The sequence below is a fragment of the Anabaena azotica SJ-1 genome, from assembly GCF_047275885.1.
GTDB classification, from domain to species: Bacteria; Cyanobacteriota; Cyanobacteriia; order Cyanobacteriales; family Nostocaceae; genus Trichormus_B; species Trichormus_B azotica_A.
On sequence record NZ_CP178456.1, the window covers coordinates 17,911 to 43,114 of the forward strand.

At 41.4% G+C, this 25,204-nt stretch carries 15 protein-coding genes and 1 pseudogene; 8 read left to right on the top strand and 8 right to left on the bottom strand.

The features are described 5' to 3' along the window. Positions 1 to 378 precede the first annotated feature (378 nt). The gene (locus ACLLO5_RS27185; RefSeq protein WP_413176362.1) at positions 379 to 1,122 is read left to right on the top strand and encodes a tyrosine-type recombinase/integrase; all 744 of its coding nucleotides are present in this window, start codon (positions 379 to 381) and stop codon (positions 1,120 to 1,122) included. Between the two features lie 22 nt (positions 1,123 to 1,144). Continuing rightward, positions 1,145 to 1,291: a hypothetical protein gene (locus ACLLO5_RS27190; RefSeq protein WP_413176363.1), complete on the top strand. Its 147-nt coding sequence runs from the start codon at positions 1,145 to 1,147 to the stop codon at positions 1,289 to 1,291. A gap of 94 nt (positions 1,292 to 1,385) precedes the next feature. Here the strand turns inward: ACLLO5_RS27190 and ACLLO5_RS27195 are convergent, their stop codons facing one another. Continuing rightward, positions 1,386 to 1,934, bottom strand: a complete 549-nt coding sequence (locus tag ACLLO5_RS27195) for a hypothetical protein (RefSeq protein WP_413176365.1) — start codon at positions 1,932 to 1,934, stop codon at positions 1,386 to 1,388. A gap of 108 nt (positions 1,935 to 2,042) precedes the next feature. On the opposite strand from ACLLO5_RS27195, the gene ACLLO5_RS27200 reads away from it, so the two are divergent. Then, on the top strand, positions 2,043 to 2,603 hold the full coding sequence (locus ACLLO5_RS27200) for a hypothetical protein (protein WP_413176366.1): 561 nt from the start codon (positions 2,043 to 2,045) through the stop codon (positions 2,601 to 2,603). Then, positions 2,600 to 3,304 (top strand): hypothetical protein, encoded by a 705-nt coding sequence (locus ACLLO5_RS27205; protein WP_413176367.1) that lies wholly within the window; start codon positions 2,600 to 2,602, stop codon positions 3,302 to 3,304. The genes ACLLO5_RS27200 and ACLLO5_RS27205 overlap by 4 nt, the downstream gene beginning before the upstream one ends. 9 nt (positions 3,305 to 3,313) lie before the next feature. On the opposite strand, the gene ACLLO5_RS27210 is transcribed toward ACLLO5_RS27205, so the two are convergent. Both ACLLO5_RS27210 and ACLLO5_RS27215 read right to left on the bottom strand, forming a co-directional pair. Continuing rightward, positions 3,314 to 3,670: a Spx/MgsR family RNA polymerase-binding regulatory protein gene (locus tag ACLLO5_RS27210; protein ID WP_413176368.1), complete on the bottom strand. Its 357-nt coding sequence runs from the start codon at positions 3,668 to 3,670 to the stop codon at positions 3,314 to 3,316. Between the two features lie 203 nt (positions 3,671 to 3,873). Further along, positions 3,874 to 4,140 (bottom strand): annotated as a pseudogene (locus ACLLO5_RS27215) (hypothetical protein); the annotation flags it as partial. 297 nt (positions 4,141 to 4,437) lie between these two features. On the opposite strand from ACLLO5_RS27215, the gene ACLLO5_RS27220 reads away from it, so the two are divergent. Both ACLLO5_RS27220 and ACLLO5_RS27225 read left to right on the top strand, forming a co-directional pair. Beyond that, positions 4,438 to 5,211, top strand: coding sequence for a ParA family protein (locus ACLLO5_RS27220; protein WP_413176369.1), 774 nt, complete (start codon positions 4,438 to 4,440; stop codon positions 5,209 to 5,211). Further along, positions 5,208 to 6,497, top strand: a complete 1,290-nt coding sequence (locus ACLLO5_RS27225) for a ParB/RepB/Spo0J family partition protein (RefSeq protein WP_413176370.1) — start codon at positions 5,208 to 5,210, stop codon at positions 6,495 to 6,497. Before ACLLO5_RS27220 ends, ACLLO5_RS27225 begins: the two co-directional genes overlap by 4 nt. An 87-nt stretch (positions 6,498 to 6,584) precedes the next feature. On the opposite strand, the gene ACLLO5_RS27230 is transcribed toward ACLLO5_RS27225, so the two are convergent. From ACLLO5_RS27230 to ACLLO5_RS27245, 4 genes are all read right to left on the bottom strand, one after another. After that, positions 6,585 to 7,394 carry a sugar phosphate isomerase/epimerase family protein gene (locus ACLLO5_RS27230; RefSeq protein ID WP_413176371.1) on the bottom strand — a complete coding sequence of 270 codons (810 nt, stop codon included), beginning with the start codon at positions 7,392 to 7,394 and terminating at the stop codon, positions 6,585 to 6,587. Between the two features lie 221 nt (positions 7,395 to 7,615). Next, complete coding sequence (locus tag ACLLO5_RS27235) at positions 7,616 to 8,311, bottom strand: hypothetical protein (RefSeq protein ID WP_413176342.1); 696 nt, start codon at positions 8,309 to 8,311, stop codon at positions 7,616 to 7,618. A 190-nt stretch (positions 8,312 to 8,501) separates the two neighbouring features. Next, positions 8,502 to 8,960 carry a hypothetical protein gene (locus ACLLO5_RS27240; protein WP_413176344.1) on the bottom strand — a complete coding sequence of 153 codons (459 nt, stop codon included), beginning with the start codon at positions 8,958 to 8,960 and terminating at the stop codon, positions 8,502 to 8,504. Next, a complete protein-coding gene (locus ACLLO5_RS27245; RefSeq protein WP_413176346.1) occupies positions 8,947 to 10,239 on the bottom strand; it encodes a ParM/StbA family protein in 1,293 nt (430 codons plus the stop codon). The genes ACLLO5_RS27240 and ACLLO5_RS27245 overlap by 14 nt, the downstream gene beginning before the upstream one ends. A 1,305-nt stretch (positions 10,240 to 11,544) precedes the next feature. On the opposite strand from ACLLO5_RS27245, the gene mobV reads away from it, so the two are divergent. Further along, complete coding sequence (gene mobV / locus ACLLO5_RS27250) at positions 11,545 to 13,392, top strand: MobV family relaxase (RefSeq protein WP_413176347.1); 1,848 nt, start codon at positions 11,545 to 11,547, stop codon at positions 13,390 to 13,392. Next, positions 13,393 to 13,551 carry a hypothetical protein gene (locus tag ACLLO5_RS27255; protein WP_413176348.1) on the top strand — a complete coding sequence of 53 codons (159 nt, stop codon included), beginning with the start codon at positions 13,393 to 13,395 and terminating at the stop codon, positions 13,549 to 13,551. It abuts the gene before it with no gap. Between the two features lie 65 nt (positions 13,552 to 13,616). Here ACLLO5_RS27255 and ACLLO5_RS27260 read toward each other — a convergent pair whose 3' ends face one another. Then, positions 13,617 to 24,533: a Calx-beta domain-containing protein gene (locus tag ACLLO5_RS27260; RefSeq protein WP_413176349.1), complete on the bottom strand. Its 10,917-nt coding sequence runs from the start codon at positions 24,531 to 24,533 to the stop codon at positions 13,617 to 13,619. Between the last annotated feature and the right edge of the window lie 671 nt (positions 24,534 to 25,204).

Sequence of the window (25,204 nt, forward strand, 5' to 3'; positions counted from 1 at the left end):
GGACGTTTATGAAAAGATGCATTGTCATAAACGCTATTCATGAAGAAATTCAGTACAACTACAGATAACTCTATTACCTCACCCGCACCGGGTCAACCGACGTTAAAGTCCCCAGATTCATTGGTGGGGAGTAAGAGCCTCCCGCCAAGAGCAACAAATTCGATTACCCAAGTTGCCAATGAACTGCAAACGAGTAATGATTTTTTGGCGGAGTTGCAGCAGAAGGCGCAAACCACCCAGCGAGGTTATGCTGGCAATGTACGCATATTTTTTGAGTATTTTCTGCACAGGGAGCCTGTGGGCAGGGATATTGAGGAGTTCTGGGCGTTGTCTGGGGAGACGGCGAATGGGTTAATTCTTAGGTTTAAAAATCATTTGGTGGCAGAGGGTAGGAAGGCGGCTACGATTAATCGTTATTTGGCGGCGATTAAGTATTTAATTAAGGTGGGGCGAAATCTCAAGCGGTGTCAGTACCACTTTGATAGCGACCGGATTGAGTCTTTGAAGGTGACGAAATACCGAGATACGCGGGGGGTGGGAGTTGATGAATACAACAAAGTTTTTGATGTGATTGATACCACCAGTGTTAAGGGGAAGCGGGATTATGCTTTATTTTTACTGCTGTGGGCAAATGTCCTGCGGCGGGGGGAGGTGGCGAAGTTAAAGGTGGGGGATTTTGATTACCACGAAAATACGTTAATTGTTTATGGCAAGGGTCAGGGAAATGATGGCACAAGGATTGATTTAAACCCTTTTGTGGCAGAGGCGATAGCTGATTGGTTGGGTTGTCGCATGAATCTCAAACCCAGTGACCCGTTGTTTATTGCTTTGGATTTTCATAATTATGGGCATCAATTAACAGGGGATGGGATATATGCGATGGTGCGTAAGACTTGTGAACGGGCGGGGATTAAAAAGCGGATGACTCCGCATAAAATTAGGCATTCGGGGATAACGGATGCTTTGGATTTGGCGGAAGGAGATTACCGCAAGGTGCAGCATTTGAGTCGTCACGCTGACCCCAGGACGATTTTAGTGTATGAGGACAATAAGAATCAGTACCAGTTGGAGTTAACTAATAAGCTGGCGGCGCGTGTGGGGAAAAGGCGTGATGGTCGATAAAGCTTAATATGAATATAAATGTATGGTTCAACGTCTTGAAGAAATTTTAGGTAACTCAATTACTGAATATACTCCCAATGCGGTCAAATTTCAGGGTTTATCTTTGTCATCATTAAAGCAAGTGCTTCAAGAAGGCTACACTACATTATTTCTCCTCATACAGTTGTAGTGCGATAGTGCCGATAGTTGTCATCTGTCCTGGGGTAGCATTAATTGAGCGATCGCGTAACTATTTCACAATCCATAATCCAAAATGGTATTACCTATTGCCTGACTGGGTAATACAGCCCATCTTTAACTTGAAATTTCCACCCCAACCCCATTGGGTCACGATTTCTAGACCAGCTAATAAATTCTTGTTCACTCTTGCTTTCCCGTTCTTTAGTTAAGCTCTGTGGTGTTACCCCCAATCTCTGCGCTAAATTGTCATTGGGGAAGGCGTTGATTTCTACTGACTGCTGATACTGGTATGGATACCCTGAACGCCGGGGTCTGGAGTTGCTATATCTACCAGAAGCAAGCGACCTCTCCATCAGTTCCAGTTTTTTAGCAATGACTTCTAGCTTGGAGGCCATCAATTCATCTTGTTGGCAAAGGTGAGTTTCCAATTGCCCCAGCTTCTCATCTACCTGCTGTAATTCTGTGGTTGGTAAATCTGCACTGCTATCAAACTGTGAAATCAATTCTTGTAATGCTTGCAGTAGGGCTGTTGTATGACCGTCGCGGTGTATTTTTGCTAATTGACGTACTACAGGAATGAGTACGGTAGGCACGCGAATCATTTCACTGGGTAGAGTCTTGTTTGTAGTCATGATATCTATGATTGATATCGACAATCTTAACCTGAAAATTTCAAAGAGTGAGAATTACAGCATCCCCTGTATGCTAGATATAAAAGTTGTAAAGTAGTACAAGGACAGTTGAACCGCCCTATCAAGCTTTTGAGAGTTCAAGACTCTCTAGTAGTTGATGCCATTATTACTGAGGTGACAGAAAAACATCTAGCAGATACCAAAACACTGTGGGAGCCGCTACTAGGTGGTACTAGGCAAGAAGACGAATATTGGGATTGGGTGGCAAAAAGTCGAGGGTCTAAGTTGTTACCTGGTGACGAACTTTACGCAATTGAGTGTGATGGTATCACCCAAGGTTTAATCATGCTCGATGTGTTGAAGAAACGCTGCCAAATTCAGTCTCAACTCAGACGGAGATTGGTTTACATCAGAGCTTTGGCTACTGCTCCCTGGAATAGACCTGCTATTACTAATCCTCCTATATACAAAGGTGTGGGTGGAAATCTCATTGACTTTGCGATTTCTCGCAGTTATGAATTAGGTTATCAAGGCAGAATAGGGTTACACGCTTTAGAAGGTGCGTTAGGATTTTACAGGAAGCTGCGAGTGGGGTTGCTAGATTGTGGTCCCGATCCAGAAGAACCTGATAATCTTGTGTATTTTGAAACATTACGGAGAGAGCCATGACCCAATCAATTCCTTTCTCTGCCGGAGATACTGTGCCAACACAATCTGAATCCTCTACAAACGATGTAATTCAGTACAAACGGTTAATGGAGTTGGTAGAGGCTGAGGATGCTGCTAACGGGGAAGTTGGCTGTGGTCGGGATTGGGGAGAGCAGCTTTCAGTTTATTTCCACACATCTGGTATCAATCTCTCGGATGAAAATTTCCGAACTCTACTGAGGGAACACTTAGGACATTTATTGATGGAACGGGACTTTGATTCCATTACGACCCTGGTAAGTCGCTTTATTGAGTCAAAGTTGGTACGGACAACCGTTCAGGATCTAGAATATCGAAGAGTGGCAAGAGAGCAAGTTGTCGAATATATCTCTGATGAAGAACTGAGAGGATTTTTCCAAGCAGAGTTGGGTGAGTTTTGTAATGATGCGATACTTGAGCAGATAATCCAGTTTACTCATGGCTGTGTTCATAAAGCTGTGCTTCAGCCTCGACATACCTGGCCTAAACCTCTTTGGGTGCTGACAACTGGTGAGAAAATTTACATTGCCCAAGCATCTGATTTGGATGATGCTATAACGAAGGTTAAGGCACAGTATCCTCAAGAAACTAGGACATTGGCAGTTTTGACTGTTGGTGGGGTGTTAGGACCCTCTCCGGTAATTTGTTTAGAAAGGGCAAGCTTTGAGGGATTGCTGCCTTAGTGGGGTAGTTCATAGTCCCAGCTTTTGCTGTACTACTTCTTCTTTGTCTTTGAAGCCTATCAGCACAGCTGTTCCATCCAGTAGGAAAAGGGGGCGTTTGAGAAGCATTGCATCGTTAGCGAATGCCTCGATCCACTGCTCATCTGTCCAAGTCTTCTTGTTATCACCTAAAGCCCGGTAGGATTGACCGGAGGTATTTCTCATAGCAGCAGACCCCAAAGATTTTACCCAGTTTTGGATCTGGTCACGAGTTGGGGGAGTTTCTTTGGTGTTAATGAACTCATAGTCAATACCATTTTCTTGGAGCCACTTGAAAGCTTTTTTGCAGGTTCCGCAGTTCGGTATTCCGTAGACTTGAATGGACATAAAAAAGATTAATCAACATTAACTACTATGCACTGTATCAACTGTCACTTGATAGGTTATCTATCAATAATACTCGGTTAAGCCTTTTTTGGGCATTACAAATAACGATATTTCAAGGGCTTCAGCCTTATTTATTTCGTTAACCGAGCAGTATTGGGTTATCAACTAATGTTGCAAGAGGAGTCCGGCTACAGGCAATCGCCTTAGTGGTGAGAATGTCGAATATCGGGATTTTCTCCCAACTCCCTTAACCGAGCGGCTAAACGTTCGGCTCTTGCGATCGCTGATTGTTCTCGTGCATTTGCTGCTTCCTCTGGTAATAAAACCAGATTGCCAGCCACATCAAAAAACCGCAACCATACCGCCGTTTCTCTGTCTATTGTTCCCTCATGCGTACCTAACCATAAACCTAAACGCTTACACCATAACCACCCACGGTCATTGGGGGTCAAAGGCTGATATCGGTCATTGACACTCTCGCCGCTAATCCTACGGGTGTAGCGGGAGATGGTCGGATAAGTTCTGTACGAATTATGTAAATTTTAACAAAAACTGCGAAACTAAAAGCCTTCTAAGCGATAGCGTAGGGCGGGGTAGTTGATATAATTAGCTATTTGGTAATACGTCCTACCAATTCCCAGTTAAAATAAAATAACTTTGTTTCCTAGCCGCTACAATCACCTGTATATAAGACTTTTTCTTAGCGGATAACGTTATCCGCCTTTATCACTCATCCCCAATAATAAAGAAATTCTCAACCAACTATCGTGACTAAGACCCGTATCATCACGCTATTCAACCAATCAGGGGGCGTTGCCAAAACAACTTTGACCCATAATCTGGGCTACCATCTCGCCGCCAACAAGCACCGTGTCCTTGTTGTTGACATGGACCCACAGGCATCTTTAACCAACTTCTTGGGTGTAGACCCAGAAGAACTGGAAAAAACTGTCTATAACGCAGTCATCGACGAGGAACCATTATTTATCTATCCCGAAAAAATTCACGGGATGAACCTAGCCCCCACCAACATCAACTTGAGTGCTGCCGAACTCCTCCTACCAGCTGCCACCGCACGGGAATATCGCCTCCATGAAGCCCTTGCCTCCATCCGCGATAATTACGACTTTATCCTCATTGATTGTCCCCCGTCGCTGGGCATTTTAAGTATCCTCAGTTTGACGGCTGCTACCCACATTCTCGTACCTATCCAATGCCAATTTAAATCTTTCTTGGGTACTGATCTACTGCTTGATACTGTTGGCAGGGTGAAAAAAAAGCTGAACAAAGGATTGCAAATTGCTGGGTTTATTCCCACTATGCTCGACAGCCGCACCGCCCAAGAAACCCGCACCCTCCAAGCTGTGGAAGAACAACTTTCCCAAATTGCGAAGATATATCCTCCCATCCCCAAATCTATCGCTTTTGCAGATGCCTCTGAGCGCAGAATGCCGTTGGGAATATATGATAAGAAACACCCGGCCGTCAAAATTTTCCACAAGATTGCCAAAGAGTTAGAAAAACTAGAAGTGAAGTCGTGAGTAAAAAAGACGCAGCGTACACCGCCAAACTTAAACACGCCAACCCAATAGATTTAATGTTTGGCGGTAATGACGATGAATCTACAAAGCCGGAAAACAATTCAACCAACACGATTCCTATCCAGGAAATTAAATTACCACCCACCCAACCCCGGCTGTATTTCGACCCAAAAAAGCTGGAAGAACTTGCGTTATCTATTAAAGAGCTAGGCATACTTGAACCGTTACTGGTGCGCCCCCGACCAGATAGAGGTTATGAACTCATCGCGGGTGAGCGTCGTTTCAAAGCTGCTCTTATGGCTGGGTTAGAGGCTGTGCCTGTCGTGATCAAGGAAATGGACGACAACACGGTTAAGCAGGTGCAATTAATTGAGAACCTCCAGCGTGAAGATTTGAATGCGTATGAGGAAACTATCGGAATTTTGGAGTTACTGGCACTGCGCCTGTTCAAAACTCCAGATGAGGTAATCAGCCTGCTCAACCGTATGGCCAAAGCCAATCGCAAACCAGCGGATAACGTTATCCGCCCAACAGAAAAACAGGTCAGGAATAACGATGATGATGTTCTTCATCCTGCCAATGTCTCCATAGCGGATAATGTTATCCGCCCAACAGAAAAACAGGGCAGTAATAAAGAGGGTGATGTTATTCATCCTGCCAATGCTTCCATAGCGGATAATGTTATCCGCCCAACAGAAAAACAAGGCAGTAATAACAGTGATGATGTTCTCCATCCTGACAATGCTTCCATAGCAAATAATGTTATCCGCCCAACAGAAAAACAAGGCGGTAATAACAGTGATGATGTTCTCCATCCTGACAATGTCTCCATAGCGGATAATGTTATCCGCCCAGAGGAAAAGGAAGTAGTAGAAAGCATATTTGCCTCTCTTGGTAGGCTTTCTGCTGAATCCTTCCGTACTAATCGCCTGCCATTACTCAATCTGCCTGAAGATATTAAAGAGGCGCTGCAAAACGGTTCAATTGAGTACACCAAAGCGCGGGCGATCGCTAAATTGAAAGATGATGCCAAACGTGCAGCTTTACTGCAAACAGCAATCAACGAGAATTTATCACTTACAGAAATTCAACAGAGGATACGAAATATCCTCCAGCAGGAGAAAGCAGACACCACCCCATCCCTGAAAACCCAGTATAAGGAATTGAGCAAACAACTCGGTTCATCCAAGGTTTGGGATAACCCGAAGAAAAAGAAAGCGTTGGAGAAATTGCTCAATCAAATTAAAATCCTTTTGGATGAAGAGCAGGTGACTCTTGACTCTTGACAGTGCTAAAAGCCTTTTGCTGTCTAAGTTTTATCATCAGTTCGTGAACTACCGCCTTGTCTGTTGCTATACATCAAGCGAATCTAATCAGGGCAACAATCCGATGTCAGCAACAAGGCGCTGCGCTTCTACGTACTCTTGCTGCACCACCGAGACAGGCAACCGATTCAAGCGGCTCTCTAGCACAATGGGAACTCCTGGTGGAAATTGAGTAATCTGCGATACCCACCAAGTATGCGGTGTAATCCGAGAATGGATGTCCTGCCGCCCATCATTGTCGGAGATGTGAATTTCCAAAAGTCGCTCTGATGGCAGTTTCAACCATTGCAGCTTTGCTTGTAAGCTGTGGTGATGCCAGATGTTGAGATGAGCTAAATCAACAACTATTTTAATTTGGGGGGCATCTTGACAAAACTGGGCAACTTCCGAAGCCTTGTCTAAAAGGTACTGCTTACCGCTAGTGGGTAAGGTTGGATACATGGTTTCCACACCAAGAACAATCCCCCGCGTTTGGCAAAGCTGGTGGAGGTAATGGACGTTTTCGAGAAAGTTAGCATAAGCTTGGGCGCGTTCTGTGCCGATGGGGAAATGTCCTCCATGCACAGAGTAAGCTGTAATACCTAAATCAGCTAACCAGTCTGTCATGCGCTGGAAATAGTTCCAGTCTTGGGGTTGCGCTAGATTGAAGCTTTGGTGGCGCTCTCCCCAAACAAAGGCATGGTGCGATCGATAGACCATTCCTTGTTGCTGAAAATCTTGAATTGCCTGCACTGCATCAGCATCAGGTCGAGGTCCGATTGCCAGTTCAACATGGCGAATTCCTGCTTGCCAAAACACCGTCAAAGCTTCACGGGTTGACACTCCGCCGTAAGCAGACAAACTCAGATATAACTCCATCACAGTCTTGCTCCATAAAACTTATACAATGTGCTTACATTGCTATTTATTTCCAGCTTCCACCAAGGTAGACGGCTACTTCTTGTCCACGGGCGTGCCTTCCACTCATAAGAGGCTGAACTACCCCATGCCTGAAGGCAGGGGGTTCCAACTTGCTGTGCAAGTTTCGTTTGTCCTTGGTGTACAAATTCAAGTTGATCAGGGAATGAGGTAATAGGACATTACTGCTGTGTTGATGTATATTCAAAGCTTGCTGTTCTGGGTTTGAGGGCAAACAGTTTTGTGGCATACCCCACCAATATGCTTAATTCCTGAGCCAACTGGTTTCTTTCGGCTTCTGGATAATTTATCTTTCTCAACAAACCCTCCACATCACCTGAGATATAGTAGTCAATTTGTTCTTTCAAAGAAGACTCTCTGGATTCATTGAGGTTGTAGATACGTTTGTAAGGCACTTCAATGCGATATTCCGTATCGCCTAACTTTAAAGACAGAGAATAGCTGTACAAGATATGGGTGCGTTCGTCATCATAGGCGTAAGGGTCTTCCAGAGTTTGATAATTGCTTATACCTATTGGTAGTTCGAGTGTTGCCAATAACCAAGTAGTTGGGTCTTCTGCGATGGCAGTTTCAGATTTCCGAGTGTACCAGTTGTCGCTCTTGCTGTGTTTCAACTCCTGCACAAATGCCTTCAATTCCGGTGTTGACAGCAAACAACGAGCATCTGTAGCCAGGGCATCGGTGATGCGTTTCAGTTCTATTACCTGTGCTTCCAAAAGTGCTTGTTCAGAATGACGAATTTCTTGCATTCGTGCCTGTACTAGTTGTTGTAGAGATGCAATCTCTGGGTCAAATTGGCTGGCATGATTTTGCACCAATGCTTGATAATTGGAAAGCAGAGACTCAAAATTTGTCATGGCAATCCTCGCTACTTAATGAGTGCAAATTATTAGTGACTGTTGCAGGGGGAGTAATTTCTGCAAACATCTTATAGTTTATTTGTACTAATATATCATCGGCAACCGCCAGGAACTAAAAATTGTTGCCATACAGTTCGGGTCAGGTTAGTAATTGACATTATTCTCAACAAGAGAACGTAATCATTAACTACCCAAACAAGTTGCCAATTTCAGCTGCCGATGCCTGACCCGAAATTAAACTAGAATCTTCAACAGCAGATTCTTCTTGGGCAGCTTCTACCTCTGTAACTGACGAAACGCTGGCATGACCCCCATTGCCATTCAAAGTAATCTGTGGAGACAACAGTGATGGAATATGGGCAACCACATGATTATCTAGCCCCAACGTCAGTGCCAAAATACCAAAGTGCTTCTCAGCCATATCTCTGGCAATTAAAAAAGAATTTCGTAATTGCTGTTGTGTAAACTTGCCACTATTTTGTTGAGCAATAGGTAGCAGACACATCACCAGAACTTCACCAACCAGCTTGACTATCTCCTCCCGCTCCAAACCATTGAGATAATCGGCTACCAATGCCTGGGGGGTTCCTTCGTAAGGCTGGAGACGCAGACTTAGACTTTTGCGCGCTCTTTTAACTCTCGGCATTTTCTGTTTCTTTAATAAAATCTTTCAATTGATCAAACATCCCAAAACAGTCAATCAAGCGAAAAGATTGTTGTGTCCGCTCTTGCCAATTCAATTCAAAAATTTTTTGAATTTGTTGTTGAATATCAGCAACCCAAACCAACTCTGCATGGTCGTGATAATTTCTACTACTATATTTTGGCGGTCTTTCTCCAGTTTGACGTTTAGGTGCGCCGGCATGGGTAGCCAGTTGACAGTTAAAATATTCTTCTAATTCCGGCTCTAGGAATGCGGCAGCACCACCACCAATAATTACCTCATTTGGTATGGCGGGAAGATTCTTATCCAACCATTTTTTAATTCGCAGCCAATAAGTGCGTGTGGCCATTTCGATAGCCGCAGCGATATCTTCTATTTCACTAGCTCTTAAAATTTCGTCTTTGGCTGTAGCCAGAGCAGCAATCTGCTTTAATTTCACCCATTGAGGATGTACTGTCGTTTCATCTTTATAAACTTGGAAATGTGCAGACTCTAAACCTTTAAAGATTGCTGCTGCTAGTTTATCTCGCTCTAGACCACTGACACGACTGCAAACATCATCCAAAAAGGTGGAGAATCCCAAGGAGGGACTATCACCGCATTTGATAATACCGCCTTCAAAATAAATAGCGGTAACGTTGCGATGTCCAAACATCAGCACTGCTATTTTGTGAGACTGAAGCCAACCCAAGCCATTTTGTTTGATGCGGATAGCCGCTAAACCTCCTCCTTCTGGACGGCATAGGAAGCCTGATAAACTGACCTTCCAAGACTTGCCTCGGAATTTAAAACTTTTGAGCATGAGTACCAGTTGTTCTTGAAAGCGATGGCGATCGTTATACTCATTCCACGGCAACAATAATCCTAAATACAGATTGACTTTCGGTGGTTCTGTATTTCCCTTGCGCTTGTTAACAACTTTATGAGTTTCTAAGATGACTCCTACAGCAGCTAATACTTTGTACAAAGCATTTTCGTACTTGCGCTCAAAAATTCTATCCTGGGGTGCAAATTCACTGACAAAATCCCCAACTACAAAAATGCTCCCTTTCCATTCTAGCCAAGCTTGCTTGATGGGAGTGGGAGCGCCAATCCATCCTAACCGTTGTTTGTATTGCTCCAAATCTTCCTTGGTAATTTGCTCAATCCCAGGGGACATGAGCAGATACTGGGGAGATTTGGAGCCATTGAATTGATAGATAATTTTGGTTTGGGAACCGCCTACGTCAATGGAAATATACAAACTGCATTCTGGTGGCATAAGCAAAATACCTCTTAAGCAGCTAGTAATTTCCAACATAACTGTTCAGTGCTGTAAATCCAACCGGTCAATAGATATAAAAAATACGTAGTGATATTTTTTGGTTGGGTAAGTCATGTTTGATTTTGACAAGGGCGGAGCGAATTTTAGCGTTGCTGCACGTGACTAATTGTTCGTTCAGCATGACTAGTTTCTGTCTTTTTTAATAGCACAAGTTGTCACAAATATTGGGCTAATACTGTGCTTTACTGTGCTAAACAGAGAGAGAAAGCAGGTTTTTTATAGCATTTATATTGTGCTTATCTGTTCCACTGTGAGAATTTGCAAGAATACTAAAACCCTTATTCATCAAATATTTGCAGCTTTTAAAACTCCATAATCGCCGCCAAAATCTAGCTACTGCCTAGCAAATTTTAGGGAAGTGGATTAAGATTAAAGTATACTCATTACACTTTTATTAAATTGCGGGTTTAACTGCTTTCATCAATCAATTCATGATGGCACAGAAGTGCCGTAACCTGTTGATTTTAGTTGTCGAAGTGGAAAGGATGGCAGCAAAAATTCCAGATAATATAGGACTCCTATTTGATTTCTGATAGCGTAGCGTGGCGTAAGCCATACAAGTTCCAAACTGGAAGCACCGTCAAATCCAAGGTTGAATCTCGGTATACTGAGCAATATTCAAGTAGGATTCCTATAGCAGAAGTGCAAGTAAAATGCGTGCTGGCTTAATTTTCTTTAGTTAGTTTCGGGTATATCAACGATTTGGCTTTCGGTACAGCCTATGAACAATCAAGACTTCACCCCAAAGTTACAAAATCAAGTGAATTTACGGCTGATGTGAATTAACAAATCCTATTGTCCAATACCTTCGTCAATTTTTGATAATGCTCGCAGAATGAGGGTTTTGGGCTATGGATTTAAAGCCCCATCTAAAATCCTGAAAACCCTACATTCAAAGGAATTTAACTTTTTTGTCTAGTCCTAACCTTCTAATTTTGGTGAAGGTATTGATTGTCCCGTCAGAATTTCCCAGCTTGCCCACAACAAAAATTTTGGCATAAGCAATGAAATTACAAAAAACAAAGCTGAAAGTTTCATGCTTTTCAGTCGGGGAGAGGTCAAAAGTTTTTCAATTCTACATTCGACGTAATACCAATTCAATAAAAGAATGCAACAGGAGCTACATTTGTAACAATGATTTTTCAAATAATAATTTTTAATTTCTATGGACAAGCTGGAAGGAGCAAATACCCTATAGGAAAAGTAACGGCAGACTAACAGTAATTTGATGAAGTAAAAAAGATGGTTGCTTTAGCAATTCTGCGTATCGCCAAACTCAAATCTTTTGGCAATCTTGGTGCTAGTGAGGCACACACTGCTCGTCTTCAAGAAACTCCAAATGCTGACCCGACTCAAGAAAATATTCGGTTAATTGGCAATGCTGATGACCCTCCACTAGAAGAAATGGTCAAAGCGAAGATAGCATCTGCCACTAAACACAAACCTCGTAAAGATGCGGTACTGTGTAGTGAAATATTCTTGAGTGCGTCTCCAGAATACTTTAGACCAAATGATATATCAAAAGCTGGTGAGTGGGATGAAGATTTGATGTGGTCGTTTGCTCATGCTTCTACCAAATGGTTGCAAAAAAATTACGCCGATAAATGCGTTAGGTTAGAATTACATCTGGATGAAGCTACTCCCCACATTCATGCCTATGTAGTGCCAATTAACGATAAAACCAATCAACTTAGCCACAAAGCAATGTTTGGTGGGGATGGTCGCTCTGCTAGTATTAAATTATCTCAGCTTCAAGATAGCTATGCTGAAGCACTTGCACCTTTGGGCATTTCTAGGGGTGTTAAGGGTAGTAAGGCAAATTACACTAAGGTGAGAGAATATTACCAAGCGGTTAACTCGGAGCCTTTGAGTTTGGAGTTAGACCGATTTGCGCCGCAACCAAGGGAAACTGCCAAGCAATTACTTGAGCGAATTAAGGCAGACCTGGCTATTGAGACAATTAATCACCAATTGGCTGACCGTAGCCGGATTATCGAGCAAGAACGACGGGCATCTCAAAAGGCGATCGCTTCTGAAAAACTCAGACAGCAACTAGAACAGCGTGTTCTAGAACTGGAAACTGAAATTTCGCAGTTGCAGCAGCAGGTTAGACAATTGAGCAATTTACCCCTAGAAGATGTTGCTTGGCATTTGGGATTAGACCAAGATATTAGTAGCTATCGCCTTTGGAAAGGACAGGAACACATCATTGATATAGATGGTTCTAAATGGTGTGACCTCTCTACTAATTCCCAGAAAACAGGTGATGGTGCTGTTGCGTTGGTGAAACACATTAATGGTTGCAATTTTAGAGAAGCGATCGCTTGGTTAAATGACCAATTTGGTGAAGAGGGGATGCAGAGGGCTGTCACTCACTATGCTCGGCAACAAGCGCAAAATGTTGTCCAAGATGAGCCAGCACCACAGTTTGTACCACCAGTACCGGACAAATCGAACTGGCATTTAGTACACGACTATTTAACTAAGAAACGGAGATTGCCAACAGAGTTGGTGCAAGAATTATATCAGCGGGGGTTGGTTTATGCTGATAACCAACAAAATACTGTGTTCCTGTTGAAAAACCTCAATGGTGAAACAAAAGGTGCATTGTTGCAGGGGATAACAGAAGACAATAACACTGACTTTGGCTATGCCACTGGTACAAAACGTAATCAGGGTTGGTTTTATCTCCAGTGGGGAGGGCAACCTACTGATGAAATCCAAAAAGTTGTGTTGTTGAAGTCACCCCTTGATGTGCTGTCTTATGCGATGTTGGAGGTGGAAAGACACCAAGGAGTACCAGGAGGAGTGCCGCAACAGAGAATAATGTACATGACTGTGGATAGTCCCAAGAGTTTACCTGTGGAGTTGTTGCATGATATCCCTGATGTGGTTTGCGCCTATAATAATGATGCGGCTGGAGATGCCACTGCTCGTGCTGTGAGGGAACTGTTGCCCCAGGCTACCAGGATGAGACCAAAAGCGCAAGATTGGCATGAGGAGTGGTTGACACGACTGCGGTGGCAAGAGAAAGAACGACAGCAGCCTCAGCAGCAGCAGCAGAGACAACAGCGAGAGCTTGAGTTATAGTTGAATGGTGTTGTATTCGCTGATTTTTTGGTCATTAATCAGGTAAAAGGAAGATTCCATTTGATGGAATTAGCGATCGCACCTCCTCACATCCTCAAAACAGTGATTGCATCTCATAACCCCCAAAAGCGATCACTTCTCATCTCTACACTACCCTAATGCGATCATCACTCACATCATCAGGTTATCGCTTCCAATCTAATATTTTCTATTTTCAACATGGATTACACTTGCCACCAAGGCCAATTATACTCTTCGTTAATAATTTGACCAGAACTATTATTTAGATAAGTAAATTTGAATCTACTCCAAATTTCTCCCGGTAAAGCTCCATTTTCGTCTCTAGCTTCTATACGCCCTTCATATTGGCCTCCTATAAGATTTCCTCCAAAATCATTAAACTCATTTAACCTCCAAGGTTGGGATACACTCGAATTCATTCTATCAAGATCAAAAAACTTGCTTACCGAGTTATTAGGATTCTCATAACTCTGTCTAACCAAGTATGCAAAAACATCCTTAACATAACCATGATTGCCTATATTCCAGCTTGTACCAAACCCCATTGTAAAGGAATTATTAGCAGTAATAGCACGTTGAGAAGACCCTAAATTACTACCATAAAATGCCCAAGAAAAAAGAGATTCAGCATCAAAATCAACTGACTCTGAATTGTATCCTGTAGGCAATTCTTTAGCTGGATCTAATGCAACAATCCTATTAACAAATCCCCCTGGCATCCTCTTAGCAATTTCGGCAGCTACATAAGCTCCAAGACTATGACCAACAAGGTTAATATTAGTGCTTGATATTCCCCAATTAATTAGTGTACGAGCAGCAAAGTAAGCAGCAGATTCAATAAAAGAAGCACCAATACCAGGCAAAGGTATCAAAAGTTGGTTGCTTTTGGCTCCCTCACTCCAATCAAGAGTTAATATCTGATCACCTTCTTTATAGCCACTGATTGACTCTGATAAGTTCTGGACACCATTTGGATTGCTATCCATACCGTGAATAATAATCCAAGTGGGGCGATTTTCAATATAATCACCATCAAATCGATCCAGAGATGTTCTACGTTCCTCCCCTCCATTAGTAGTTCCCATATACTGCTTTCCTGTAGATTTTGGAGCAACAATATTAATAGAATATAGGCTGTAAGCATAAGCAGAGCTTAGAGAATTTTTCACTTTAGCCTGAACTTTATAGTTGCCCAACCAAATATTCTCTTCATCTTTTAGTTTCAATGTTGCATTGAAATGGTTATTTATGATATCAATTGTTCCTACAGTTAGCTGGTTACTAGAATAGCCTTCCAAATAAAATTCAATATTTGACGCATTATTAACTAAACCAGAAATTCTGATCTCACCATCTCTGAACACTAGAGTATCTCCATCTTTTGCATCAGAAACACTCGTAATTGAAATAGAAGGAGATGCAATGACAGGAGTTGTAGTTGTTCCACCACTAGATGAATTGCCAGTTGCCTCACCACTAAAAGGTACAATAATGTATTTATCGGGACTTGTAGCCGAGATAGTTCTAGTGTGATACAAGTAGTCGTAAGCACTGCCACTTACTGCTGAGTAACTTGACTCTGAAATAACAATTGTGCCATCAGAATTTACTCTTTCCACCACAGCAACGTGACCAGATTCCCATTGAGCGATCGCACCAACTTTAGGAGTGTTAGAGAATTGAAGGCCAGCAGCTTGGGCTTGATTATCCCACTCATAAGCATTGCCAGATAACTTATCTAAAGCACTTGCACTATATCCTAACTGCTCCAAACGACCATTAACATACCAAGTGCAATTACCCAAAGCATTACCCAACTTAGGATTAGATGGATTAGTAGAACTTGGTGCATATCCAGATTGCCAGAATATATTATTTTGACGGTAAACAGCCAAACTGAAATTTGGTTGTGGCAATGTTGGATCATTGGTAGGACTTGGAGAAGTAGTAGGACTACTTGGAGAGAATTGAATATATGGAGTATTGGCTTTTACCGTACCTACAATATAAGCGCCTGCAACCCAATTTTGAGTTCCTTGAATGCGATACCAGCGATCATCACTTTGCTTATTGATGTCTTCATAAGAACTACCCCTTGTCCAAGCATCAAAAATTAGTGACTCCCCAGGTTGGGCAGCATTAACCTCACTATAACCAGTTCCAGGACCAGAACGAATGTGGAGCGAATTTCCCATTGCAATCACAGAACCAGTAAAGCTTGAAGAACTTGTTGTTGATGGCACTTCTTCCCAGTACAAATCTACATAGGCATTAATGTCTATTTCATAGTGATGGAAGTGGAAATCATACCAGCCAGTACGCCAGACAGAAAACTCAACTTTTTGATGGCTGCCATAAGCGTGCTGCCATTGGTCCTTGGGTGTAATGTATGTCCACTCGTCTGTATTCGCTCTCTTAGCTAATAACTGGAATCCATCATCTGCTCGCACAAATGCCTGGTAGGTTTTACCCTCTTCAAAATAGGCTTGGGTATAGCTACGGACAGCAAAGAAATCGGTAGGAACGCGGGAATCGCCCTTGGGAGAACCAGTCCCCCAATCTTGTTGGAAACCCATTTTGCCGTCACTGCGACGGTTAGAACCTAAATTGAGAACACCGATAATATTGCTGGTATTTTCATAGAAATTGCCCGCAGGCGCACTGCCTTGATTGGGGTTCCATGAGAAGAATGTAGAACGCCATTCCGAAGCACTGACTGATTCTTCAAAGCGATTGGTTTGAATGCTGAAACTGAGTTGAGCATCACCAGTATGTTCATAATACTCAATTCTAACAGTATATTCTCCACCATTAGTATTGAAATAACCCTCACGCTGACTACCAAGAAATGCTTGATCCTGCCAAGCATCAATAACTAGCTGATTTCCAACCCAAACACGCACCCCATCATCAGAATTTACGCTGATTACATGAGAACCTGGGGCAAAGTAACGTTGAGATGTTAGTTTTAAGGAGAAATTATCAGAGGAAACAATCGGATCTGGAGAGCCATTGCCCCAAACCTTCCAAAGACCGTTTTTATCACCCCAATCTTCCACAAAAATTGGATTTCCGGTTAAATCTTTATTATTGAAATATTCAGCTTTCCAGTGATAAGCAGAGATTTGAGGCTGAGTAGGACTGGTAGCTGTCAGAGTGTAGTTGCCAGTTGCATTTTCATAAAGGCTAGTTACTCTGAGAATATAGTTACCCCCGGATGGGATAGTTACTTCTAATTCAGTGCTGCTACCGTTAGTAAAACCAGATTGCAATTGCAACTGTCCTGTTACAGCATCTATCCATAATAGATTAGAGGAGACTTGAGGAGCATTAATAATGACTCGAACTTTTTCTCCAGAAGAAAAACCTGTTAAACGGTAATCATCATAATAGCGATATGGAGAACCTAAAACACTATAAGAATCTGTGTTACTTAAACTGCCATTAATTGTTTGTCCAAGGCTGAGTGGCAGTACAGGTGGAGTAGAAATGCTGAGATTATAGTTTGTACCAGAACTACTAGAAGTTATCTTGCTCCCACCACACCAAACTTGAACGAGGTATGTGCCAGGATTCAAACTCTTGGCATCAATCATTTCTGAATTACTACCTACTGGAACAGATCCAGTACCATAAATCCAGCTAGTAGTGTTGTCGCTATTAAGTTTTAGTAGAGTTAAATCTGCATCCCCACTCATTCCATCAAGAAGGATTTTGACATTATTTAACCCAGATAAATTAAATCGGTAATAATCATAAAAATCAGCAAGACCTACATAATCACTGAAGCTTTGAGTACCGTTGATTGTGCCAATATTACGAGCCTCGCTTACAGAGTCACCTGCATAATCAGGTGGTGAAGAGATAACCTTAATTGGATATATACTACCCAAGTTAATCATAGTGCCACTGTTGGCCCCATCTTTATCGTAAGCAGTTCCCGACCATCTATAATTACCTGGTGATACAAGTCCTAAATCATAAGTAAACTCTGCCCAACGGCTATCTAGAGCAGAAGGAGTAAAATTGGTAATCGTATAATATTTTCTTACTCCATTTTCTTGATCTAGTTCCAGATTTATTTGCTTTAAGTCAAATGCTCCATTGCCATCATATACCTTGCCTGTAATGCGAATATTCTTACTTGAACCATAAGGATCTGTTGACCAATTAAATCTTAAATCTTTAGGAGCGTAATTTTTGGGCGTGGCATTTAGGCTCAGGGAATAATTAGTATTATTACCAGCAGAGGATGGCGCAACGCGAATATAATAGGTGTTGGCTAGTAAATCAGTGAACTTAATTTCACCTGAACTCTGTCCCCAATTACCAAGACCAGCTATTTGAACAATTCCGCCATTTTCCATGCGGAATATTTGTAAATCTGTCAGGGCAGTTAACTGATTTAAACGGACAGACAAATCAATTCTTTCGCTTACATAAAAGCGATAATAATCATTGGTATCTGTATCACCAATTGAATCATTATCTGTAAAAGAAAGCTGACTGCTACCAAAACTACCAATATCTCTAGCTTCTGCTATAGTGTTGCCTGCGTCCAAACGGTTAGCGGTTAAATTTAATGTGTAACTACTATTGATGTTAGTAGTAGCACCAGGATTTCTACCAATCCGTAGTAAATATGTCCCGGCTCTGAGAGTTGTATCAATCGTACTATAACCGTTTACTACACCAAGATAGTAATTGTTAAATGGGGTGTTATTGAGCGGAGAAAGTAATAATTCTGGATTAGCAGGTTTACCGTCAGGACTAACACCATTTAGTAAAAGTTTAAACTTACTGGTATCATCTAAACGGAAAGTATAGTAATCAAATGGGTCTGCATCTCCCACAAAGTCATTGAAGATTTGAGTACCATTGATAGTTCCAATATCACGAGGCGAATTTGCATCGTTACCAGCATTATCTGGCATGACTGGAATTGCAGATACACTCAAGTTATAGGATGTATTTGCTCCTGCGCCATTTGAGTAAACCCGGATGTAATAATTACCGGGATTGAGAACACTGCTAATTGCTTCTGCTGTAGTGCTAGTATTAACTGAACTTTGAATAATTGCTCCTGTAATGTCTAGGAAAGCTACATTTGCATCTGCACCCAAACCATTTAGTGCCAGACTAAAGTTGCTGTTAGCATCTACACTGAAACGATAGTAATCGTTGGCATCAGCATCACCAACAAAATCGCCCAGAGTTTGATTTCCTCTTAAAATACCAAGGTCACGAGCTTTGGTTAATGTATTGTCATCTATGGGAGATTGTGAATACTTAGCTATCCAGGTATCTCCTCCTCCAACCTGAGTTCCCTCTAATGAACCATAAGTTATTCCGCCAATATAGACATTACCAAAATTATCTACTGCTACATCAAATGAATTTTCAGAGTCAGCAGTGCCTATCTGACGAATCCACTGTTGTGTACCATTACTGTTATACTTAGCTGCCCAGCCATCATCCCATCCTTTTTGTGATCCTGGTTGTAATGAACCATAGGTACTTCCAGAAATATAAATACTGCCCCAGCTATCTACCGCTATACCGTGGGAGTTGTCACTACTGGAAGTTCCTAGTTGTCGAATCCACTGTTGTGTACCATTACTGTTATACTTAGCTACCCAAGCATCACCAGAATTGCCATTATTAGTCCCACCTAATGAGCCACTTGTGTCTCCTGCAATATAAACATTACCAGAACTATCTGTAGCTATAGCACCATAGGAGTGATCAAGAGTTGCAGTTCCTAATTGTCGAGTCCACTGCCGATTACCATTGCTGTCATACTTAGCTAACCAAGCATCCCACGACCCAGCACTTATTCCTCCTAAAGAACCAAGAGTAGATCCCCCAATATAGATATTTCCAGAACTATCCGTTGTTATTCCCCAAGATTCATCCCAACTTGAAGTCCCCAATTGACGAATCCACTGTTTATGTCCATATTGATCATATCTAGCAATCCAAGCATCGTTAGAACCTTGATTGATTCCATCAAAAGCACCTTCAGTAACTCCTGTCAGGTAAACGTTGCCAGAATTATCTACTGAAACACCTGTTGCGTAATCATAAAAGGCGGAGGTATTTAAAACTTCATCTACAATCAAATTGCCACTGTTATCATAACCAGCTAACCAGGCATAATCACTACCTCCGACAATATAAACATTGCCAGAGTTTTTATCTACTGCTATACCACTAGGATTTGCAGAACCAAAACGAGTCAGCCACTGCTGTTTACCATTAATATCATACTTAGCAATCCAAGTTCCAGAGCCTGCATTCAAACTTCCATCTACTCCCATCGCATAAAGATTGCCAGCACTATCCGTCGTTAAATCAATAGTTAAATCGCGTTTAGGTGAACCAAATTGCTCTATCCACTGAAGGCTGGGTTCAGATGTATTATTGATAGGAAAAACTTGAAGGTTGTAATTAGTATTCGCCCCACTTCCACCTGAATAAACGCGAATATAATACGTGCCTGCATTTAAACTACTAATCAGTGAATCACTAACATTTCCAGTATTTGTGGCACTTTGAATTATACCACCACTGCTATTGAGTAATTGCACATCTGCATTAGCAGTTAAACCACCCAATAATAAACTGAAATTAATAGTATTACTTAAACTAAAACGATAGTAATCGTTGGGATCTACATCCCCAACAAAATCATTTAAAATGCGAGTTCCTGTTAAAGAACCCAAGTCTTTCGCATCTGTTAAGGTATTACCAGCATTATCTAATGGATTAATTGTAAAGCCTTTAGCTACGAAATTGCTAGTAGCACCGAACTTGTCATAAGCAATACCTTTTAGTTGATAATTTCCAACTGATAAACCACTTAACGAATAATTAAATCCAGCTAAATTGTTATCGTTGGGAGAGGCAGTAAAACTAGTAACATCGTTAATATCTTGCCAGTTACCATTATCTTTTTGTAACCAGAAATCCACCTTGCCCAAATCAACTACACCATTACCGTCATAAACCCAAGCATCTGTTAAATTAATAGTTTCGCCAAAGGTGTAAATAGCTTTGTTGGTGCTAAAACGCAAGTCTTGGGGTGCTACATTTAAGGAAGTTGCTGACACATTGAGATTGTAGTTTGTATTTGTGCCAGCAACTTCTCGGTAAACATTAATATAATAGTTACCAGGATTCAAATCATAGCTAAAGCTATCTTCAGCAGTACCAGTATTGTAAGAACCTTGAATAAAGTCGCCATTACTATTCAACAACTGCACATTTGCATTAGCAGTTAACCCATTTAATTTCAGGTTGAATTTACTAGCAACATTAAGGTTGAAGCTGTAGTAGTCATTAGCATCTGCATCTCCTACCCAATCACTATAACTACCAACTACAGGACTAAGCGAGATGGGACGAGATGTATTCAAAGAATTACCAGCATAATCTGGAATAGCAAAAACATTTAAGTTGTAATTAGTATTAGCTGCTCCTGGTTCTGAATAAACCTTGATATAGTAGCTACCAACATTTAAGTTATAGTTAAAACTATCTTCAGCAGTGCCAGTGTTGTAAGAACCTTGAATAAAGTCACCATTGCTATTCAGTAACTGCACATTTGCATTAGCAGTTAAACCATTTAATTTGAGGTTAAAATTACTAGCAACGCCAAGGTTGAAACTATAGTAGTCGTAAAGGTCTATACTTCCAACCCAATCAATATAAGTGCTACTATTAGAACCAATTATAATATTATTGGCTGCACTCAAACTATTACCTGCTTGGTCATCATTATCAACAATTTTGACAGTGGCAGTTTTCGCTGTCCCCAGATTATAATTTGTATTACTGCTGAGAGTAACTACCACTGTTTCATCACCTTCAACAGCAGCATCATCAATGGGCGTAACATTAACTAACACCGTCGATGCACCAGCAGCGAAAGTTGCAGTACCAGTTAAATTATTGTAATCTGTACCATTAGTTGCCGTACCTGAAACAGTATAATTAACTGTTAAAGATGAACTTAAATTCCCTGTCCTTGTCAGTTTAAATGTCCCAGGATTTGCAGTTTGTCCAGTTAACGTTTCAGCCGCACCTGCATCACTAGCACTGATAGTAATTGTCGGTTTATCATTGTCTACAATAGTGACAGTGGCAGTTTTTGCTGTTCCCAAATTGTAACTTGAACCAGTTGCCAAAGTCACAAGAACTGTTTCATTCGCTTCAACAGTCGTATCATCAATAGGAGTGACATTAATTAACGCTGTTGAAGAACCAGCCGCAAAGGTGACGCTATTGGTTACACTGTTATAATCTGTGCCGTTGGTTGCTGTTCCCCCAATGGTATAATTAACTGTCAACTCGGCAGCAGTATTTCCTGTCCGCGTCAGGGTAAATTGTCCGGGGTTTGCGGTTTGTGTAGGTAAGGTTTCCCCAGCAGTAGCATCATTAGCTTTAATTGTAATGGTGGGTTTATCGTTGTCTGCAATGGTAACAGTGGCAGTTGTAGCACTACCTAAGTTGTAATTCGTACTACTTGCTAAGGTAAGAATTACTGTTTCATCGCCTTCAAAGACTGTATCATTTACAGGAGTGACATTAATCAACTTTGTTGCTTCACCAGCCGCAAAGGTGACAGAACCAGTTAAACTACTGTAATCTGTACCATTAGTTGCTGTTCCCGCGATGGTGTAATTTACCGTTAATGCTGCATCTAAAATACCTGTCCGGGTAAGAGTAAATTGGCCAGGGTTTGGTGTTTCTGTAGTTAATCTTTCCCCTGCGCTGTCATCATTAGCAGTAATGGTAATTGTAGGTTTATCGTTATCTGTAATATTAACAGTGGCAATATTCGCTGTCCCTATATTGTAATTTGTACCACTGGCTAAAGTGACAATTACTGTTTCCCCATCTTCTAAAGCGACATCATCAATAGGAGTTACATCAATTGTTGCTGTGGATGACCCAGCCGCAAAGGTAGCAACACCAGTTAAATTGGTATAATCTGTACCGTTAATGGCTGTACCTGCAACGGTGTAATTTACAGTTAAAGCATCAGCATTATTACCACTGCGAGTGAGGGTAAATTGACCAGGGTTTGCTATTTGTCCTGTTAAAGTTTCACCTGCATCTGCATCATTAGCAGTGATAGTAATTGCTGGTTTATCATTGTCTGCAATATTGATAGTGGCTGTCTTAGCACTCCCTACAAGATAATTTGTCCCAGTGGCTAAGGTGACAATTACTGTCTCATTGCCTTCAAAATCACTATCATCAATGGGAGTAATATTAATTATGGCTTTAGATACACCAGCAGCTAATGAGACTGTACCAATTAAGGTGTTGTAGTCTGTACCATTAGTTGCTGTGCCTGCTACTGTATAATTGACTGTCAGGGGTACATTTAAATTCCCTGTGCGGGTGATGGTAAATTGACCAGGGTTTGGTGTTTGTGTGGTTAATGTTTCCCCTGCACTAGCATCATTGGCACTAATGGTAATGGTAGGCGTATCATTATCGACAATGGTGACTGTGGCAGCTTTTGCTGTTCCCAGGTTGTAATTTGTACTACTAGCTAAGGTGAGAATTACTGTCTCATTGTTTTCTAATAGCGTATCATCAGTAGGAATTACATTAATTAACGCTGTTGAAGAACCAGCTGCAAAGGTGACGCTATTGGTTACAGTAGTGTAATCAGTCCCATTAGTAGTTGTTCCCCCAACAGTATAATTAACTGTTAACTCGGCCGCAGTATTTCCTGTCCGTGTTAGCGTAAACTGTCCGGGGTTTGCGGTTTGTGTAGCTAAGGTTTCCGCAGCACTAGCATCATTAGCTTTAATTGTAATAGTGGGTTTATCGTTGTCTGCAATGGTAACAGTGGCAGAATTATTTGTACCTAAGATGTAATTCGTACTACTTGCTAAGGCAACTATTACTGTCTCGTTGCCTTCAAATTCGCTATCATCAATGGGATTAATATTAATAGTTGCTGTTGCTGCACCAGCTAAGAAGGTAATACTACTATTTAAGGTGCTGTAGTCTGTGACATTGGTGGCTGTACCTGCTACTGTATAATTAATTGTCAAGGATGCAGTTGTGTCTCCTGTCCGAGTCAGGGTAAATATACCGGGATTTACTGTTTGTGTAGATAAGGTTTCAGCCGCAGTTGCGTCACTAGCAGCAATGGTAATTGTCGGTAGAGTTGCTTGCTCAACTATTAAATATCGACCATCTACAAAAATCCTGGTTGTATCATCTTCAGCACGAATTTCTGCAATCTGGTCTGCGTTAAGCTGCTTGCCTCTGACAACTGCTGCAAACAATTGTCCTTCATCACCAGGTGTGTCATGATAATTGAATTGCTTGTCTAGCCAATGCCCAACCTCTTCTAAGATTATATCGCCAATCTTATCAGTATTTATACTGTTAAATAATTTTTCAGAAAGATAGATTTTTTCGGTTGTTCCAGCAAAAGCTCCTAATGTAGATGCGGGAAATACAGATTCTTCCTCAACTTTAATCTGTGGTAACAGACTAAAGTTACCTACCAACCACTGAGAAGTAATTTGATTTAATTTTCCAGCATCAAGATTATCTCCAAAAATCGAGTGCATCAGTTCTTGGAAATTAGGCAACTTGACAAACTGCTGTAGCGTTGGGTAGATGTCTTGTTGGAGAATACCAGCAAGGAAATTGGAATTTAACTCAACATTAATAGCAGCACTATCATACCTGCTCTGTATGAAAGAAGCTTGATTATTATTTAATAAAGGAAAAGGGTAAACCAGAGGTATTTCAGAATTACCCGTTAGTCCAGAAAAATCTATTTCTTTACTAGTCGTTGATGGCAACAAATAAGAATGAGGTAGCAGATATTTAGTGTCAGTATCTGGTTGCCATAAATTAAGATTGTTTTCAGGAAATAAAGTATGAAAATTAATAATATTAAATACTATTTTGCTACTGGAGTTCACATAATCATCAATCCTGGTAATTAGCTGTGAATAATTAGGTTGATTTAAATTATGTAGAGAGGTCAGAGAATGAGGATTGGGATTAAAGAGATTAAAAGAATTACCAATTAAATAATTGTTTGATTCGGTAACATTGACATTATCATTAAATTCCATAGATTCCTTTTAAGAAATAATTAATAATGATGTTTGAGTGAACATCTGCAAGATGGACATTTCTGTCATCTACGCACCTTTATTTATTACTCGTTAGCAATCTGCAAGTTTTACGCAATCTCAAAAAATTTTTCTGAGATGCCTTTTGTTGGAGCTGGAGTTTGGACTAAATCAGTCATGTTCAAGAAAAAAGGGAGTCTGATAGAATACAGCCCTCTGGTAGCAGAAACTGAGAGAAGTACTACGCCAATAAAACTCCAAGTTACCCAGCACAAAGTTTTGGAACGTAGCCGCAAGGATTTCAGGCGCTAAAAATTAGAGGGGTTCAAATGGTATGCCTTTAGGGGTGGCCGCCGAGATACGGATACCGTGATACCGTCGGCCACCCTACTGGAGATACAACGGCTCGTGCTGTGAGGGAACTGTTGCCCCTGGCTACCTGGATGAGACCAAAAGCGCAGGATTGGCATGAGGAGTGGTTGGCACGAATACGGTGGCAAGAGAGAGAACGACAACAGCCTCACCGGGGGTCAAGCCGGGATAAGGGTAAAATGGGACACGATGTAAAGTTTTGTAAACGCAATGCTCAAAACCATTGATTTTTCGTTCTTTACTCATTGTTTTAATACTTTCCGAATTTGAAAGTAATACCACTAAAAATAATCATTAAC

Excerpts from the sequence above, each read along its gene's own strand:
- ACLLO5_RS27240 (WP_413176344.1), bottom strand. The coding sequence starts at position 8,960 with ATGCCGAGAGTTAAAAGAGCGCGCAAAAGTCTAAGTCTGCGTCTCCAG.
- mobV (WP_413176347.1), top strand. The coding sequence starts at position 11,545 with ATGGTTGCTTTAGCAATTCTGCGTATCGCCAAACTCAAATCTTTTGGC.
- ACLLO5_RS27210 (WP_413176368.1), bottom strand. The coding sequence starts at position 3,670 with ATGTCCATTCAAGTCTACGGAATACCGAACTGCGGAACCTGCAAAAAA.
- ACLLO5_RS27195 (WP_413176365.1), bottom strand. The coding sequence starts at position 1,934 with ATGACTACAAACAAGACTCTACCCAGTGAAATGATTCGCGTGCCTACC.
- ACLLO5_RS27230 (WP_413176371.1), bottom strand. The coding sequence starts at position 7,394 with ATGGAGTTATATCTGAGTTTGTCTGCTTACGGCGGAGTGTCAACCCGT.
- ACLLO5_RS27235 (WP_413176342.1), bottom strand. The coding sequence starts at position 8,311 with ATGACAAATTTTGAGTCTCTGCTTTCCAATTATCAAGCATTGGTGCAA.
- ACLLO5_RS27205 (WP_413176367.1), top strand. The coding sequence starts at position 2,600 with ATGACCCAATCAATTCCTTTCTCTGCCGGAGATACTGTGCCAACACAA.
- ACLLO5_RS27190 (WP_413176363.1), top strand. The coding sequence starts at position 1,145 with ATGGTTCAACGTCTTGAAGAAATTTTAGGTAACTCAATTACTGAATAT.
- ACLLO5_RS27260 (WP_413176349.1), bottom strand. The coding sequence starts at position 24,533 with ATGGAATTTAATGATAATGTCAATGTTACCGAATCAAACAATTATTTA.
- ACLLO5_RS27245 (WP_413176346.1), bottom strand. The coding sequence starts at position 10,239 with ATGCCACCAGAATGCAGTTTGTATATTTCCATTGACGTAGGCGGTTCC.